Source organism: Carboxylicivirga sp., from assembly GCF_982718395.1.
Genome location: NZ_CEXQWX010000002.1, coordinates 100,566 through 118,264 on the forward strand (window position 1 = coordinate 100,566; position 17,699 = coordinate 118,264).

The 17,699-nt window shown below is 39.3% G+C and carries 14 protein-coding genes; 10 read left to right on the forward strand and 4 right to left on the reverse strand.

Going from position 1 to position 17,699, the window contains the following annotated elements; all coding sequences use genetic code 11:
* Positions 1 to 129 precede the first annotated feature (129 nt).
* The 10 genes from AC4MRQ_RS00910 (at position 130) to AC4MRQ_RS00955 (ending at position 13,532) form a co-directional block, all read left to right on the forward strand.
* On the forward strand, positions 130 to 975 hold the full coding sequence (locus tag AC4MRQ_RS00910; protein WP_491195748.1) for an enoyl-ACP reductase FabI: 846 nt from the start codon (positions 130 to 132) through the stop codon (positions 973 to 975).
* Between the two features lie 174 nt (positions 976 to 1,149).
* A complete protein-coding gene (gene cysD, locus AC4MRQ_RS00915; protein WP_491195749.1) occupies positions 1,150 to 2,055 on the forward strand; it encodes a sulfate adenylyltransferase subunit CysD in 906 nt (301 codons plus the stop codon).
* A gap of 28 nt (positions 2,056 to 2,083) precedes the next feature.
* Positions 2,084 to 3,361 (forward strand): sulfate adenylyltransferase subunit 1, encoded by a 1,278-nt coding sequence (locus tag AC4MRQ_RS00920; protein ID WP_491195750.1) that lies wholly within the window; start codon positions 2,084 to 2,086, stop codon positions 3,359 to 3,361.
* A gap of 919 nt (positions 3,362 to 4,280) precedes the next feature.
* Positions 4,281 to 4,730, forward strand: coding sequence for a hypothetical protein (locus AC4MRQ_RS00925; protein WP_491195751.1), 450 nt, complete (start codon positions 4,281 to 4,283; stop codon positions 4,728 to 4,730).
* Between the two features lie 384 nt (positions 4,731 to 5,114).
* Positions 5,115 to 5,804, forward strand: a complete 690-nt coding sequence (locus AC4MRQ_RS00930; RefSeq protein WP_491195752.1) for a HupE/UreJ family protein — start codon at positions 5,115 to 5,117, stop codon at positions 5,802 to 5,804.
* Between the two features lie 10 nt (positions 5,805 to 5,814).
* Entirely contained in the window at positions 5,815 to 6,450 is a 636-nt protein-coding gene (locus AC4MRQ_RS00935) for a hypothetical protein (protein ID WP_491195753.1), read from the forward strand.
* Between the two features lie 80 nt (positions 6,451 to 6,530).
* On the forward strand, positions 6,531 to 8,027 hold the full coding sequence (locus AC4MRQ_RS00940) for an efflux RND transporter periplasmic adaptor subunit (protein WP_491195754.1): 1,497 nt from the start codon (positions 6,531 to 6,533) through the stop codon (positions 8,025 to 8,027).
* Positions 8,028 to 8,042: 15 nt separating this feature from the next.
* A complete protein-coding gene (locus AC4MRQ_RS00945; RefSeq protein WP_491195755.1) occupies positions 8,043 to 11,171 on the forward strand; it encodes an efflux RND transporter permease subunit in 3,129 nt (1,042 codons plus the stop codon).
* A gap of 1 nt (position 11,172) precedes the next feature.
* Positions 11,173 to 12,378: a TolC family protein gene (locus AC4MRQ_RS00950; RefSeq protein ID WP_491195756.1), complete on the forward strand. Its 1,206-nt coding sequence runs from the start codon at positions 11,173 to 11,175 to the stop codon at positions 12,376 to 12,378.
* Positions 12,379 to 13,094: 716 nt separating this feature from the next.
* Entirely contained in the window at positions 13,095 to 13,532 is a 438-nt protein-coding gene (locus AC4MRQ_RS00955; RefSeq protein WP_491195757.1) for a thioredoxin family protein, read from the forward strand.
* Between the two features lie 263 nt (positions 13,533 to 13,795).
* On the opposite strand, the gene AC4MRQ_RS00960 is transcribed toward AC4MRQ_RS00955, so the two are convergent.
* From AC4MRQ_RS00960 to AC4MRQ_RS00975, 4 genes are all read right to left on the reverse strand, one after another.
* Positions 13,796 to 14,545, reverse strand: coding sequence for a VOC family protein (locus AC4MRQ_RS00960; RefSeq protein WP_491195758.1), 750 nt, complete (start codon positions 14,543 to 14,545; stop codon positions 13,796 to 13,798).
* Between the two features lie 53 nt (positions 14,546 to 14,598).
* Entirely contained in the window at positions 14,599 to 15,123 is a 525-nt protein-coding gene (locus AC4MRQ_RS00965) for a hypothetical protein (RefSeq protein WP_491195759.1), read from the reverse strand.
* Positions 15,124 to 15,344: 221 nt separating this feature from the next.
* Complete coding sequence (locus AC4MRQ_RS00970; protein ID WP_491195760.1) at positions 15,345 to 16,175, reverse strand: ABC transporter six-transmembrane domain-containing protein; 831 nt, start codon at positions 16,173 to 16,175, stop codon at positions 15,345 to 15,347.
* Entirely contained in the window at positions 16,165 to 17,691 is a 1,527-nt protein-coding gene (locus tag AC4MRQ_RS00975; protein ID WP_491195761.1) for a B12-binding domain-containing radical SAM protein, read from the reverse strand. The genes AC4MRQ_RS00970 and AC4MRQ_RS00975 overlap by 11 nt, the downstream gene beginning before the upstream one ends.
* Between the last annotated feature and the right edge of the window lie 8 nt (positions 17,692 to 17,699).

Consider the following 17,699-nt stretch of genomic DNA (forward strand, 5'->3'; position numbering starts at 1 on the left):
CAGATAATTACAGCTTGAAAAACCTTTTCGCAACAAACTTGTTGTAATAGGTTAGGTATAGAATATTAACATTGAAACTTGTGTTGTACAACATATGCAGTATATTTGTGCGCTCAAAATTAAATTGATATGGGATTTGATCTTTTAAAAGGAAAAAGAGGAATTATTTTTGGAGCCCTTAACGACATGTCTATCGCATGGAAAGTAGCTGAAAGAGCTTACGAAGAAGGTGCACGTTTTACACTATCTAATACACCGGTTGCTTGCCGTATGGGCGAAGTGGTTGAGTTAGGTAAAAAATGTGAAGCAGAAATCATTCCGGCCGACGCAACAAGTGTGGCCGACCTTGAGAATGTTTTTGATAAATCAATGGAAGTGCTTGGAGGAAAAGTAGATTTTGTTCTTCACTCTATTGGTATGTCTTTAAACGTTCGTAAAAAGAGGGTTTATCATGATTTAGATTACAACTATCTAAACAAGACTTTAGATATTTCGGCTATTTCATTTCACAAAATGCTACAGATAGCTTTTAAAAAGGACGCAGTCAGTGAGTGGGGCTCAGTTCTTGGTTTAAGTTATATTGCAGCACAACGTACCCTTTACGGATACAACGATATGGCAGATGCTAAAGCGCTTTTAGAGTCAATTGCTCGTAGTTTTGGTTATATCTATGGTCGCGAACGCAAAGTGCGTGTAAACACAATTTCACAGTCGCCAACGGTTACAACTGCCGGTAGTGGAGTAAAAGGTATTGATGGCCTTATCGACTTCTCAGACCGTATGTCACCGCTTGGAAATGCAGATGCTGCTGATTGTGCCGACTATTGTATTACCATGTTCTCCGACCTGACGAGAAAGGTTACCATGCAGAACTTATTCCACGACGGAGGATTCTCGAATGTTGGAATGAGTTTAAGAGCCATGACTCAATACAATAAGAGTTTCGACATAGGCGACCTTGAAACAAAATACTAAAACATAGAAAGGGTGCTCAAAGCACCCTTTTTTTGTAGGCTTAATTTCCATAAAAGCACTGCACTCAAAATTTTCATAGTCTTGTATTAATCGTTAAATTTGGCGACGTTTTTGTAAAAGATGGCAGTGGACAATTCGTCAGCCAAGTTATATTGTAGGACAAATCAATTTATCATGGATCAATACCGAATAAATCACCTTAAGGAACTGGAAGCAGAGTCTATCTATGTTATTCGAGAGGTTGCAGCACAATTTGAAAATCCTGTGATGTTATTCTCAGGAGGAAAAGACTCAATTGTGATGTTTCATTTGGCTCGAAAAGCTTTCTGGCCGGCTAAGGTGCCATTCCCGTTAATGCACATCGACACAGGGCATAACTTTCCTGAAGCATTGGAATACAGAGATCGAGTGATGGAAGAAACAGGAACCAAGTGTATTGTGGCATTGGTTCAGGATTCAATTGATCAGGGACGAGTGGTTGAAGAAAAAGGAGTAAATGCCAGTCGTAATAAACTGCAAACAACAACACTTTTAGATGCGATTGAAGGACATAAGTTTGATGCGGCTATGGGTGGTGGACGTCGTGATGAGGAAAAAGCCCGTGCCAAAGAACGCTTCTTCTCGCACCGTGATGAGTTTGGACAATGGGACCCAAAAAATCAAAGACCAGAGCTTTGGAATATTTTCAATGGTCGTAAAAATATGGGCGAGCACTTCCGTGTGTTCCCAATCAGCAACTGGACTGAAATGGACGTGTGGCAATACATCTACATGGAACAAATTGAGTTGCCAAGTCTTTATTTTACTCACAAGCGCGAAGTATTTAACCGCGATGGGGTTTGGTTGGCTAAACTACCATTTATGCAACTAAAGGATAATGAAGAGGTAGAGACCCTTGATGTGCGTTGTCGTACTATCGGTGATGTAACATGTACCGGTTTAACACTTTCAACAGCCAATACACTTGAAGATATTATTCACGAGGTTGCATCGACAAGAACTACTGAACGTGGCGGACGAGCTGATGATAAACGTTCCGAGTCGGCTATGGAAGACCGTAAGCGTGAAGGCTATTTCTAAACTTTGTTAAATCTGAAAATTCAATAATATGTCCGGAAAAGAATCAGGATATCTAGATATGGAGCTTTTACGCTTCACCACTGCAGGAAGTGTTGATGATGGTAAAAGTACATTAATTGGTCGTTTGTTATACGATAGTAAAGCCATCTTTGAAGATCAGATGGAAGCCATTGAGCGCGTTAGTGAGCGTTCGGGGCATGAAGAAGTAAATTTAGCTTTATTGACAGATGGTTTGCGTTCGGAGCGTGAGCAGGGCATCACCATCGATGTGGCCTATCGTTATTTTGCGACTCCTAAGCGTAAATTTATTATTGCCGATACACCAGGGCACATTCAGTATACCCGTAACATGGTAACAGGAGCCAGTACGGCTAACGTAGCTCTGATTTTGGTAGATGCCCGTCATGGTGTATTAGAGCAGACCTTGCGTCATGCTTATATTGCATCCTTGTTACAGATTCCTCATGTGATTTTCTGTATCAACAAAATGGATTTGGTTGATTACAACCAGGAGACATTTGAAAAAATTAAGTCTGATATTGATGCTGTATCATCAAAGCTGTCAGTTAAAGATATTCGCTTTGTACCAATCAGCGCCTTAAAAGGTGATAACGTGGTTGAGCGATCAGAAACAATGAATTGGTACGATGGCCCAACTTTAATGTATTTGTTGGAAAAGATCCATATCAGCAGCGATATTAACCACGAAGATTTCCGTTTCCCTGTTCAGTATGTGATTCGTCCACAATCGGCAGATTGGCCTGATTACCGTGGATATGCCGGACGTATTGCCAGTGGAGCCATCAAAGTAGGAGATGAAGTGGGAGTATTGCCAAGCGGATTTAGCTCAAAGGTAAAAACCATCGACATGATGGAAGAGCCTTTAGAAGTTGGTTTTGCGCCGCAATCCGTTTCCATCACACTGGAGGATGAGATTGACATCAGTCGTGGCGATATGCTGATTAAAAAGAATAACGGTTCTGAGCCTAAAAACAGTCAGGATATTGAAGCCATGGTATGTTGGTTTAACGAGCGTAAGCTAATGCCGCGCGGTAAGTATGTGGTTAAACATACATCATCAGATGCCCGTTGTATGGTAACCGATATTCAATATAAGATGAATATCAATACGCTAGAGAAAAATACAGAAGATAAAGAAGTTGGCATGAATGATATCGCACGTATTAAGATTCGTTCGACCAAGCCTTTATTTTTCGATTCATACAGTCGCAACCGAATTACAGGTAGCATAATCCTTGTTGATGAAGCCACCAACGAAACTGTTGCAGCAGGAATGATCATTTAAGAAGATATTAGAATAATTAGCAAAGCCGTTTTTCATATTGAGAAACGGCTTTTGTTTTTATCCGATTATACCAAACTTACCCGATGACACCCAACAAAAATGTAGTGTCATAATTCGCCCCCTTAATAGCGCTCCACAGAATTGAGTAGTTATAAAATGACCTCATATTACCATTCCGCAAAACTGCGGAGTCATAATCTGATCCCATAATGATGATTCGCAAAAGTATGGAGCCAAAACCAGTCCACATAATGGTGCTCCGCAAAAGTGTTGAGTCAAAATACGATCACATAATGACACTCCACAAAACTGAGCAATTAATATCTACTCTCATAATGATGCATCGCAAAAGTGTGGAGTCAATATCTGTCCACATAATTGTACTCCGCAAAACTGTTGAGCCAAAAACCGCCCAGACAATGATGCTCCTCAAAAGTGCGGACGAAGGACATGAAATTAGTTTACCACATATGAATAGTTGGGATTTGCAAGGTGGAAATAAGTGCATTTCAAGTCTCCCTTTTTAAGGAGATTCAGAGGGTTAGCATAATGGAACCAACCCGAAGAATAACCGTTTATTGAGCTCAGTGCACTGTGCACAATGCGCGGCAATCGCATTTAAAAATAAATATACACCCCGCCTGTCGGCACCCCTCCTAAAATTCAGGAGGGGACGGGTTTTCGCCATTCTCCTCCTTTTGAAGGAGGAGTACCACGAAATGGGGAGGTGGTTAAAGCAGTTAAATACAATTGCCTTGGTGCACTGGACACTAACAAAGAAATTAGCAATCAATCAGATACTAATCCAAGTGGAAATACGTCATTAAACAGACCTGATTACTTAATATGACTTTTTACATTCACCTAAATTAACATAGCATTAACCAAGATTAGTCATTTATTTTTATAATATTGCAGCATGGGTAGAATGCGAAAGTACATATCTCTTATGCTGGCTATGGTTTATGCGACCTTATTACTGCATAATTTATTTTCGCACCACCATGAAAATGACCATAAGTTACACCAGTTGGAATTGGTGAATGAGCATGTTGATGAAGTTTATGCTCATGTTCACGATCATCATCATGAACATCACCATGATGTTGAGCTTATTCAGGAAGTTGATGATCAAGTTGCAGATGAAGAACATCATCATATACCTCATATTCATCAATCACATCAGGAAGAGTTGCGTAATAAAACAGAAAACTTTGAATTAAGCGCTGTTTTATTGACGACCTTATATTACTCATTCGACTTAAATATAAGTGATGAGTGTTCCTATCCAATTATTGAGTCGCTTTTAAAGCCTGAAAAATGGCGAGGTGATCCCCATTCACTTCGTGGCCCTCCATCCAGAGCTTAATCAGGGTTGCGAAATAAAGAAGCAGCTCAAACTACTATCTATCTGATACCATTTGGAATTTGATATATTATCAACGGTTGAAAAAGAGCGTGAGATGTATAGATGTGCCGGACTTCCAGCCCTCTATTACGTTGCCTGTTAACCATAGCCCTTACGGACTATGCTAACACGTGTTGTCCTTTCAGGATAATTATACATCGCTCTCAATTTGGCCTGAAAGGCCTGTACATAATAGCGCAGGATGAAATCCTGCGACGTTTAGTAATAAGATAAAGCACTGAAAGTGCGACACATTATGTCTTTATTTTTAACTGTTGATTCGCGTAAGTAGTTGATTTTTTAATAGTCTAACTGTTAATTCAGATAATTAATCCACATTTAATCATGTTAAAAAAAATTATTTCATTACTGTTATTACTGATCAGTAGTGCATTTACAATGCAGTTATTAGCACATGGTGTTGATGGTGACACGCAGGCATTTTTGATTGGTAACGAAGGTGTGGCCTTTGGCCCGTTCCTGTATATTGGAGCCGAACATATGATCACAGGCTACGATCATCTATTATTTCTGGTTGGTGTTATTTTCTTTTTGTATCGACCCAAAGAGATATTGACCTATGTAAGTTTCTTTACTTTAGGTCATAGTATAACGCTCTTGTTGGGAGTATTGGCTAATATTCAAATGAATGCATTTTTGATTGATGCCATTATTGCCCTTTCAATTGTATATAAAGGATTTGATAACCTTGGTGGTTTTAAACAAATATTTGGCAAGCAACCCAATACAAAATTATCTGTATTGATCTTTGGTTTGTTCCATGGTTTCGGCCTGGCAACCAAACTGCAGGAATTTGAATTCAGTGCTGACGGTTTGCTGGCCAACCTCTTAGGCTTTAATCTGGGCGTTGAAATTGGTCAGTTTGTAGCATTGCTGTTCGTAGTAAGCATTATCAGTTTATGGCGACGCTATAATAGTTTCCGGCGCTTTGCCACATTAACAAATACCATCTTAATGGCAGCCGGATTTCTACTGTTTGGCTTCCAAATGACAGGTTACTTTACTAATCTTTAAAAACATCATCATGAATCAAAATACACTTGAAACAAAAACAATCATTAAATTATTTATAATATCATTTGTAGTAGGAACATTCCTTGTAATTGCAGCCGTAATGCCAGCTGAGTTTGGAATTGATCCGCTTGGAACAGGTAAACTACTTGGATTAAATAAGCTGTATGAAGTTCAAAGCGGCGAAACAGTGGAGTCAGTTGAAGTTAAGGCTGAGCCAAAAGAGGTATTACAACGCCGTGTTATAACACTTGCTGGTGATATAGAAAGTGAATACATACTGAAACAGGAAATACCTGCCGAAGTAAATGATCCTGCTCCAAAAGAACAATACAGTGAAAGAAACGACGAGTTGGAGATTACTGTTCCTGCCGGCAGAGGACTTGAGTACAAAGTGAAGATCAAAAAACATGGGCAGATCAAATATGAATGGAATAGCGAAGATGTCACCCTGTTTCATGATTTCCATGGTGATCCTTTAACGACTAAAGGCTGGTATCAAAGTTATACAATCGCCTATTCCAATAATATGGCAGGAACGCTTTTAGCGCCATTTCACGGAAAGCATGGTTGGTATTTTAAAAACCATACGTCGAAAGATGTAACGGTTAAGCTACGGGTTAAAGGTCAATACGAGTTGATTAATTAACGCTAATAGTTTGCAAAAAGGAGAGAGGACAAGGGATAGTCATTACTTGCCCATTCCTCTCTCCATTAAAACATAGTATCATGAACAAGTTTATATTACTAATAGTGGTGTTTCATCTTTTTACTTCTGCTAAGATGAAAGCACAGGACGACCATGGTCACGATCATGAGATACCGGCCGTAAAATTCAGCCAGATTACGGACGGTGTCGAGATATTCGCTGAATATCCATTGTTGGTAAAAGGAGAAACATCAAGGTTTATAGCTCATTTTACCAACCTGATAAATTATAAGCCCATTTCGGATGCAACTGCCATTCTATATTATAATGGTCAGGAAGTTGACAGAGCAACCAAAGTACTGCGAAATGGTATATTTATTCTTAATTATAAACCAAACTCAGCCACTAAAGGACAGTTAAGAGCTGTATTACGATATGCGGGTAATGAATATCCATTTACATTTAAACACTCGCAGGTTTACGCTTCTGCTCATGACGCGGAAGAAAATGCACCGGAAGAACTGGAGCCCGATATTGTGTTTTTAAAGGAACAGGCATGGGTAGGTGAATTTGGTGTAGTCCAGGCTGAGTTAAAACCGTTTGAAGATGTAATTCATACATCCGGCGAAATTTTACCAGCTGTTGATAGTCGGATAAGTATCATCTCTCACAGTAATGGAGTTATCAAATTAAACAATAACACAGTTGCAGGTAAAAAAGTGCAGAAAGGTCAGTCAATTGCCGGAATTAGCGGAAAGGATCTGGAAAATAGCCGTGAGATTGCTTATAAGACAACTTTGGCCGAGTATAAAGATATTGAAGCACGTTATAACATAGCTTCCCGTCTGATTGAAAGCCAGTCAATTTCAAAGAAGGAATTCAGTCGGATTAAAGCCGATTACCAAAGTGCAAAAGCAAAAATGCTGACCTTTGGTGATTTCAATAGCAAAGGAGAGTTTAATCCACGTAAAGTGCTTTCAATTGTTAGTCCACGCGATGGTATTATCTCCGTCTTAAATGTGCGAAATGGCGATTATGTGAGCAGTGGAGATGTCATAGCAGAGGTAACAGTCGGACAATCATTTTTATTGAAGGCTGATTTCCCGAAGCATGAATCAGCTCGTTTGCCACAGGTTATAGATGCTAACTTTGTACCCGAGTACATGAGTACAAATGATGCCTTAAAGGTGAGTGAAATGGGGGGTGTTCCGCTTTACGGGAATAAACTGGCAGCAGGTAAATCGCCATATATACCCTATTATTTTAACCTGCCTGCCAATGCCGAGTTAATACCAAATTCTTTTGCAAGTATTTCGGTCTTATGCAAGGCAGCCAACGATAACAAGTCAGTTGTTATTCCTGAATCAGCTTTGCTGGAAAATGAAGGAAACTATTGGGTGTACGTTGAATTAGAAGGTGAAAACTATACACGGCAGGAAGTGTTGATTGGCAGCCGAAATGGTAAAGAAGTAGAGATCAAGGAAGGCATTCAACCTGGTGATGTGGTGGTAACAAAAGGTGCCTACAGGGTAAAACAAGCTGCATCAAGTGGTGAAATACCAGAGCATACACACTAACAAAAAAATTAGAGTATGGTTAAAAACATTATAAAGTTCTCGCTGGAGAACCGCCTATTTGTGTTGGTTGCAACCATCTTGCTGACAATTGGCGGGGTATACACAGCTTCCAACATGGATACAGATGTCTTTCCGGATCTGACAGCGCCTACAGTTGTTGTAATGACCGAAGCCCGTGGTATGGCGCCGGAAGAGGTGGAGCGACTTATTACCTTCCCTATTGAAACAGCAGTAAATGGTTCAACAGGGATTCGGAGAGTTCGATCTTCATCGGCCCAAGGATTCTCAATTGTTTGGGTAGAGTTTGACTGGGACATGGATGTATATAATGCCCGTCAGGTGGTAACTGAAAAGTTACAAACGGTAGCCGATATGCTACCCGATGGTGTAGGAAGCCCAACACTGATGCCCCAATCATCCATTATGGGGGAGGTTTATATTCTGGCATTGACATCTGATTCCATTTCCAACATGGATTTACGATCGGTTGTTGATTGGAACATAAGAACCCGCTTATTGGCCGTAGACGGTGTTGCCCAGGTAACTGTCTATAGCGAAGAGAAGAAACAATATCAGGTACTAATCGATCCCGATAAACTGGCCTACTACGATGTAGGTATTACCGAGGTGATGGATATATTAAAGGAAGGGAATAACAATGTATCCGGTGATTTTATTGAGGGTAACGGCAACCGCTATGTTGTGAGAGGGATGGCCCGCACAGCTGATGTTGAGAAAATCAAAAACAGGGTTGTAGGACTGGAGGATGGTGAACCGATTAAGTTCAGTCATATTGCAGATGTTAAAACAGCTTCGGCACCAACTATTGGTGGAGCAACGTATGGAGGTAAGAATGCTGTAGTAATGTTGATTACCAAACAACCGAATGTTAATACCCTGGATTTAACGGATAAAATTGATGTGGCTTTGGATGATATCGAAAAGAACATTCCTTCGCACATTAAGATTAACCGCGAAATATTTAAGCAGAAGCGTTTTATTGAAGCAGCCGTTGGTAATGTAGGAAGGGCCTTAATGGAAGGTGGAATCTTTGTGGCCATCATTCTGTTTATATTTTTGATGAACTTCAGGGTTACCTTTATCTCTCTTATCTCCATACCGGTTTCATTATTAATTGCGGTAATTACGCTTAAGCTGATGGGTTATGGCATTAATACCATGGTTTTAGGAGGTATGGCCATTTCCATAGGTTCACTGGTGGATGATGCCATTGTTGATCTGGAAAACGTATACAAGCGCTTGCGAGAGAACTCCTTGCTGCCGGATGATCAACGTCAAAATCCTATAAAAGTAATTTATACAGCGTCACTTGAGATACGCTCGTCCATTGTGAATGCCACTTTCATTATTATAGCAGCATTTATTCCACTGTTTTTCCTGAGTGGGATGGAAGGCAGAATGCTAAAACCTTTGGGGTTAACTTACATCATTTCTTTATTTGCATCATTACTAATTGCCATGACCCTGACAAATGTGCTTGAAGCCTACTTGCTGACAGATAAGAAATTGCTTCAGAAACATGCGAAAGGAAGTGTGGTCGAACGGAAATTGAAAGAATGGTATAGTTGGATATTAAGCAAATCGATGCGATATAAGCGTCTGATATTGGCATCTGTGGCTATATTGTTAACAGGATCACTGTTGTTGATGGGGACATTTGGTCGTAGTTTCCTCCCTGAATTTAACGAAGGCAGCTTTACCATAATTGCAACCACGCTACCCGAAGTATCTTATAAAGATGCTCAGCGAACCATGCGTGAACTGGAAAATGCTCTGCTTTCTTTTGATGAAATTGAAGTGGTAGAAGGTCGGTTAGGTAGAGCCGAACTGGCAGAACACAGTGCCAGCCTGAACCAGATGGAGTTTGATGCACCTTATGATTTAGGTGATCGTGATAAAGAAGATTTTCTTGAAGCAGTCAGGGATAAATTAAACACTATTCCGGGGGTTGTTTATGAACTGGGGCAACCGCTTAGTCACCGGATAAATCATATGATGTCGGGTACGAGAGCAGTTATTGCACTTAAACTATTTGGCCCTGATGTTGAACGCTTGCATCAGCTTGGTGAAGAAGTGAAAACTGCTATTGTTGATGTGGAAGGAGCTGTAGATATTGCTGTTGAGCAGTTGGTGAATACACCACAAGTGAAGATCATTCCCAAAGAAATTATGCTGAATAATTATGGTATCACCATGGATCAGTTTAACCGTTTTGTCGAAACAGGAATTGGCGGTTCAATTGTTGGTTCAGTATTTGAGAATGAGCGCATGTTTGATCTGGTAGTAAGATTTAAGGAAGATAAGCGCCGCTCAATAGAAGATATTAAGAATCTGCGGATGACCACAGCTAATGGAGAATCTGTGCCTTTAGGATATGTGGCAGAAGTGAATTCTACATCAGGACCTAATGTTATTAATCGCGAAAATGTGAGGCGTAAACTGGTGGTGTCATCCAACGTGGCCGGACGTGATGTACGGAGCGTAGTGTTGGATATTCAGGAGCAAATTAAAAGTAAGGTTCAGTTTCCGGAAGGTTATACCATCGAGTATGGAGGCCAGTTCGAAAGTGAGGAGAAAGCCTCTAAAACACTATGGATAGCGTCCATTCTTGCGATTCTGATCATTTTCATGTTATTATATCAGGAGTTCAGAAATACAGCGACTACAGCTATCATTCTATTGAACCTACCCCTGGCCTTGATCGGTGGTATTTTTGCCATCTGGCTGACATCAGGAGAAATGAATATTCCTGCGATCATTGGCTTTATTACCCTGTTTGGTATTGCCACCCGAAACGGAATTCTTTTGGTATCGCGATACAATGCCTTAAAAGCTGAGGGAATTGGTTATTTTGAAGCTGTACTGACAGGGTCAACCGATCGACTGGTTCCTATTTTGATGACAGCGCTTACAGCTGCATTGGCACTGATTCCAATGGCCATGGCTTCTGAAGCGGCCGGTAACGAAATTCAAAGCCCGATGGCAATTGTAATTCTGGGAGGTTTATTATCATCCACTTTACTGAATTTATTCGTGTTGCCGATTGTGTTTATGATACGAGAGAAATATCTGGATGCGAAAGGTATGAAACCTGTAATAAATGAAACCTTTAAACTGGATTAGTATGAAACGTAAATATACATGGATGATATTTGTATTGGGCTTATTCTTGTTTGTAAGGAGTGAAGCCCAGATAAATAATCCGATAGATTCAAGGTTTATTGAACTGGTGGAGCAAAACAGTACTACGCTAAAGGCCTATCAGGATCAGATTGAAGCAACTAAAGTAGGGGCTAAAACCAACTTAAATCCGTCCAATCCCCAGGTTAATTATGTAAGAATATCAGATGGAGATAATTACAACGAGGAGATTGAGGTAACACAGCAGTTTGACTTTCCTACTGTTTACACTCAAAAGCGTAAGGGATCGAAGTTGGAAATTGAACGTCTCGAAGGTGAATACCGTGTTTATCGACAAAATATTCTGGCCGAAGCATACAAAGCCTTTACCAATTATGCTTATGCACTAAAAATGTCGGACATGGCGAAGAAACGTGCCCAACAGTCGCAAGATGTGAAAGAATTGATGCAAAAACGTTTTGAGAACGGTGATATCACAGCCATTGAGTTGAGTAAAGCAGAAATGGAAAGTGCTTTGGTACAAAGTAGGCTTGATAATTGGATGGTAGAGCTTAATTCAGTTTCGCAAGACTTGGCTTTGTTTGTTGGTGATATGAATGCTCAAAGCAACTTATTAAGTGAGTTGGCATCTGTTCACCTGTCTTTAGATAAGAGTAATGAAGCAAAGACTCAGCTAAAGGATTTATGGGTTAACTCTGATGCGGCCGTTATTGAGGCAGCTTATCAATCAAAGATCAGCGATGTAAATATTGGTGTTAAAAGGAGCCAATCATTACCTAAGCTAATGGTGGGTTACCGTCAGGAGAAGAACAATGCCTTCACAATGAACGGACCATCGCTTGGTGTAACCATTCCTTTGTGGGAGAATAAAAACACGGTTAAACAAGCGAAACTCGAAAAGATATATGCTGAAAGCAATGAAGACGATATGCGTCTGAAAGCAGCATTACAGTTTGAGAAACTGTATCAAACGGCCAGCTATAATGCCGACCTGGTACAGTCTTTAAGCAATAATCTGCCTGAAGGTAAAGTGCTAAATCACTTGATGCTTTCTCTTGAAGAAGGCTATATCTCACTGTTGGAATATTACGCTCAGCTAAGCGTTTATTACGACCTGCAGGATCAGTTAGAGAAGGTAAAAATGACCTTTAAAACTTCTTATATTGATCTTTATAAGGTAGCGCTTTAAGAGTTTTTCACATAATACTCGTCGCCTGACTAAATAGAATTGATGGCTATCAGTCGGACGACGAGTGATATTAGTTTAGGGGGGATGAAAATCCTCTTTTTTTATACCTGCTACTTATCCGATGAATATAAGCGATATGTCAATATTCATCGGATAAGTACCATATAGATGTGCCGGACTTCCAGCCCTCAATTACATTGTCTGTTAACCATAGCCCTTGCGGACTATGCTAGTATGTGTCGTCCTTTCAGGACTATTAAACCTCGCTTTCAATCTGGCCTGTAAGGTCTATACATAATAGCGCAGGGTGTGAAACCCTGCGATGAATGATAAAGACGAGAATAAAGCACTGAAGGTGCGACACATTACATATTTACTTCAACTGTTGCATAATATGCCAATACTCATCGAATAATATACTTCCTAGGTATAAGCGAGTTTGTTTGAGGTTTCATTACCCTACTCGTCGTCCGACTAATCAGCATTAAGTCAATTTAGTCGGGCGACGAGTGATACTATAGTAAATACCAAGGTATGCACAATTACTTCCTAAGCATCTCACAGATGCTAAGGAAGTTTTGATTGTCCATGATGGGTTATCTGAGAAACTGTAAGGATTTTCATGAAAAAACGACTTAATAAATAGGAAACCTCAAAAGATATAAGAGGCGGTTATGATGAAGCTGAAAAAAGTAATAACAAATAAAACAAGAGACATGAAAATTTTAAAAGCAATTACGGTTTTGATACTAGGTGTATTCTTAAGTTCGATGGGTACAATTGAAACGAATGATCATACCGGAGTAGCATTTGAAAAGGGTAATTGGGAGTCGGTTTTGAAAAAGGCTCAGGCAGAGGATAAATTAGTCTTTTTAGATGTTTATGCCTCGTGGTGTGGTCCTTGTAAAATGTTAAAGGCAAAAACCTTCCCAGATTCCAATGTGGGTGAGTTCTTCAATCAGAACTTCGTTAACTACGCTGTTGATGCCGAAAAAGGAGAGGGAGTTAAACTGGCGAAGAGGTATAATGTAAGAGGTTATCCAACTCTGCTGTTTATTAATGGTGATGGTGAGGTTGTATCTCGCACTGCCGGTTATCATAGTCCTGATGAACTTATTGAAGTAGGGAAGAAGATCGTAAATGAAAACCGGTAAATAAATCCAGAAATGCTATTAGATTATCTATTACAAATTCAAACAGCTTCAAAATCAATCATTTCATTGCATTTGTTCTCGTCAGCATAGCTTAGGATATGATTCCTCATTCAAATACTTGATTTTATTGTTGTTTGAACCTTCATTATGATACCCTAATGACATATCTGGTTAAAGAAAATTAAGATTGGAAACAGGTGTGCGTAAGAAAAGAAGGCAGGATAGAATATCCTCCTTCTTTTCTTTATCTGCTTCCCGAATTATTATGATTTAGTTGCCTGCTTTTCTATAAATGATAGTTCTGTGATATAGAAAAACGCCTGCCCCGAATTATCTGCGAATAATATACGATGACCTTCATTGAATATTAAAGTACCCCCGTTTTCAAGTATTTTCTTTTGACTTTCTTTGAGATCTTCAACACCGAAGCTTGAAATCCAGTATTCATATTTCCCCTTCATTTCGTTAGGTATCTCCAGTATATCGGTTACATGCTCATGGTTATGATTAAAAACATGGGCTATTTCATGTTTATTTATCTCAAATGACCAGTTGAAGATTCCTTCATAAAAAGGAATAACTTTTGGAATATCAGACACGTGGAGTTCATTCCATACTAATGTGTTGGGCACGTTAGTGGTTCGCGTATTTTTCAGTTTGTCACCTTCATAAACAGTAAATCCGGCGCCTTTAGGATCGCGAATTAAGGCCACCTTGCCATAACCTGGTATTGTCTCCGTCATTTCGATAATTCCGCCTAATGTGCGTGCTTTTTCCACGGTTGTATCCACATTATTAACCGCAATATATGTCATCCAGAAATGAGGCATGCGCATTTGCTTGAATTTATCTGGCGTTTGGTAAAGGCCGGCTACTTCTTTGGAGTTTAAATAGGCTGTATAGTAACCATAGGAGTGATAGTACGTCCATCCAAACACGTTTTCGTAAAATGGAATGGTTTCCTCAGGGTTGTAGGTCGACAAATCTGAAAATATAGGATTGTTGAGTACCATGGTAATATATTTTAGAAGTGGTTGTAATATTATATAGTTATTTGCTTTGGCTGTTAGAGCTCTTTTCGCTTCCAAGCTTCCTGGAATGAAGTTCCGTCAATCTCCATGTCAACTTTTATTTCATCATTTTCAAATAACAGGTTGATCGTTTTTATTGTACCATCAGGCATGTGCATCTTACCTTCAGTGTATTTATTATTTTTGAAAAAGATCCCTTCCAGAAAGTAATCTTCTTTAGAATCAGTTCCCTTGTGTTCGGTTGTACCATCATTGTAATAATGGACTTTTCCGTAAAATTGATCGTCGTACTTAATGATCTCATAAATGGCTGTATAGTAACTGTTATTGACTTCCCATATACCAATGATTTTGTCACCATTTTCTTCTTGAGATGATGCTGTTTTGATAGTGTCCGAAGCAAGGCTTTTTGACTCTTGTTTGCCGAGGCTGTCCTTCGCGTCTTGTTCAATCTGTAACTCAATAAGGCGTTGCTCAACCATTTGTTTTTTTGCTTTCCCTTTACAGGAGATAATGGTGGTTAATAATATGATACAAATTGAAATGGTGTATAGTCTCATTTGTTAAATCCTTTATAGTTGATTTCTTTTATTTCAATAGCTCGTTAGTTTTAAATCATTTATGAAGACTCAAGATGCAAGATATAAGACGATTCACATGGTTCAAAAAACGAGCTTCTGACTTACAAAACCTTAACGAACTATTGTTATTTTAATTCAGTGTAAAAATACCTGTTATCTGCTCAATCTCTTTTGACTTAGATCAAAATGCAGGAATGGTATTAAACAGTTCGTATCCGATCTGTTATTTCATACAATCTAAGCCATTGCTGATAATAAAGCGGTAAGCTCACCATTCTTTCAATAAATTGATAAACATACATGATCGAGGCAAGTAAAGCCCCGTACTGTATGTTATCTCCCGATACCGAAACATATATTGATGCCATTAATAGCACGAGCATAATTATCCAGCTACCTGAATAGTTGATTGTTTCAAGATCAGACAGCCGGATGTTCCACTTCATGAGTTTAAGTAAATGAAGTTTTAAAGCAGACAGCCTTTTGCTATCAATCACATTTACCTGTGATTCGAGCTCATTATTAAATTCAGCATTGTAGCGAAGTGTTTTTTTACTGCTTAATAAATACAGACCTAACACTATAAGGCCACAGATTAAAGCACCAATGAATATTTGAAAGTTAAGGAAACCGATAATGGAAGCGACTGCTACTAAGCCAATGCTATGTTGAATGATTTCTGGTAATTGATTCTCGGCAAAATTCACCATCTCGGCCAGCATATTCAAACGAGCTGTTTTAATCGAATTATCTGACGATTCCATCTTATTTATTGTTACACGACTGAGCCGGACATATACTTTGGCATAAAAACGAGAATCAAATAAGCGACGACTACCCCCAATGATGATGAGCAGAAGGCCGAGCGCTGCCAGCTGCCAAAAGTACATCAACTGCTTATTGATAATACCATCAATAGCTTTACCGATGAATAATGGAAATAATATACCTAGCAATGCTTCAACAATGATCAGCAGCAATGTTAAAGAAAGGCGTCCGCGATATGGCTTTATAACCTGTTTAATAAGCATAGTATAGCCACATTAATACCGGTTCGGAATAAAATAAGCTCCATAACGATAGCAATAACCAAAGAATTGAAATGAGCCAGAACATAAAAGGTGTTTCTTTTTTATCGAAATCATCCAGAAAGAATGTGTGTCCTTTTTTGATGCCGTGAATACTCCAGAACAGAAACAGAGCAGCAAAGTAGAAGTTGGCGTAATTAAAGTATATGGCAGGAGGTAGTAATAGTAATGCTATAAAGGTTTTCCATTTAAAAGATGTGGATTTTCTTAATAGATTACTGCCGGCTTTTGGAGTCGTGTCCTTTAGGTTGGGAGCGGTAGGTTTTTTCTGGCTATTCCATTTATTAATTTTTCTATCGACCTCCCAGGTACCGATTTCCAACTCTTCGGGGCTCATCTTTGCGGGTTGGTAAACTGCATGACTACCATCGTATTTCGACCAGTCTTTACTTAAAATACGTCCTTCATTATCCAGCTTCTTATAGGTTTCTGATCCAGGAAACGGGATCATTAGGTGTGGATAAGCTGTATCAACACCTACCTCCCTAATAAAATTGGTGGTTTGTTCGAATATACCGGTGTCATGGGCATCAAAGCCAAACAGAAAATCACCAACTACTTCAATACCATGATCTTTTACAATCTGAACGTATTCTTTTATTTGGGATGGTTTTACAAAGTCTTTTCCCTGTTCCTTTAATGCTTCCTCCGATGGTGTTTCAATACCAAATAATAAGGTTTTAACACCAGCCTTTTGAGCTGCCTCAAGCAAAGCTTTATCCATGGCGATCAATATGGTTGTTTCACCATAGAAGTTCATATTAAGTGATGCTAAGGCTTCGAATAACTCAAATGCATATTTTCTGTTATGAGTCAGGTTATCAGAATGCAGTTCAACCCATTCAACGCCCAATTTCTTAAGCTTTTTTAACTCATTTACAACGTGCTCAACAGGTCGAAGCGTAAATTTATCGAAAAACTGATGCACCAAACAGAAATCACAATGCATTGGGCAGCCACGGCTCACCACTACCGACCAGGTCCAGTTGTACTTCGAAACCGGAATAATATTGGTCGGGTAAGGTTTCAGTTCTGCCAGATCAAGAGGCTTACTTCGTTTATAAACAGGCTTTAGTGTATCCTTTTTAATATCATCGAAAATTGTTTCCCATAATCCTTCAGATTCACCTATGAGAATAGCATCGGCATGTTGAGCTGCTTCTTCCTGGAAGAAAAAAGTATGTAAACCACCCAAAAGGGTTACTTTACCTTGTTTTTTAAATTTCTCACAGATTTCATAAGCACGATAAGCATCAGGTGTTGACATGAAGACAGCTACCACATCGGCATTTGATTTGAAATCTGTTTTCATACCAATGGTTTCATCGCACATGTCAATTTTAGAGCCTTGAGGCATGGCAGCTGCAGCAGAGAAAATGTTTTGTGGCGGTCCACCTGTTTCTGCTTTATATTGTGAGTACGAACTTCCGGCTGATGCTTTTATCAGATATACTTTCATCATATTCT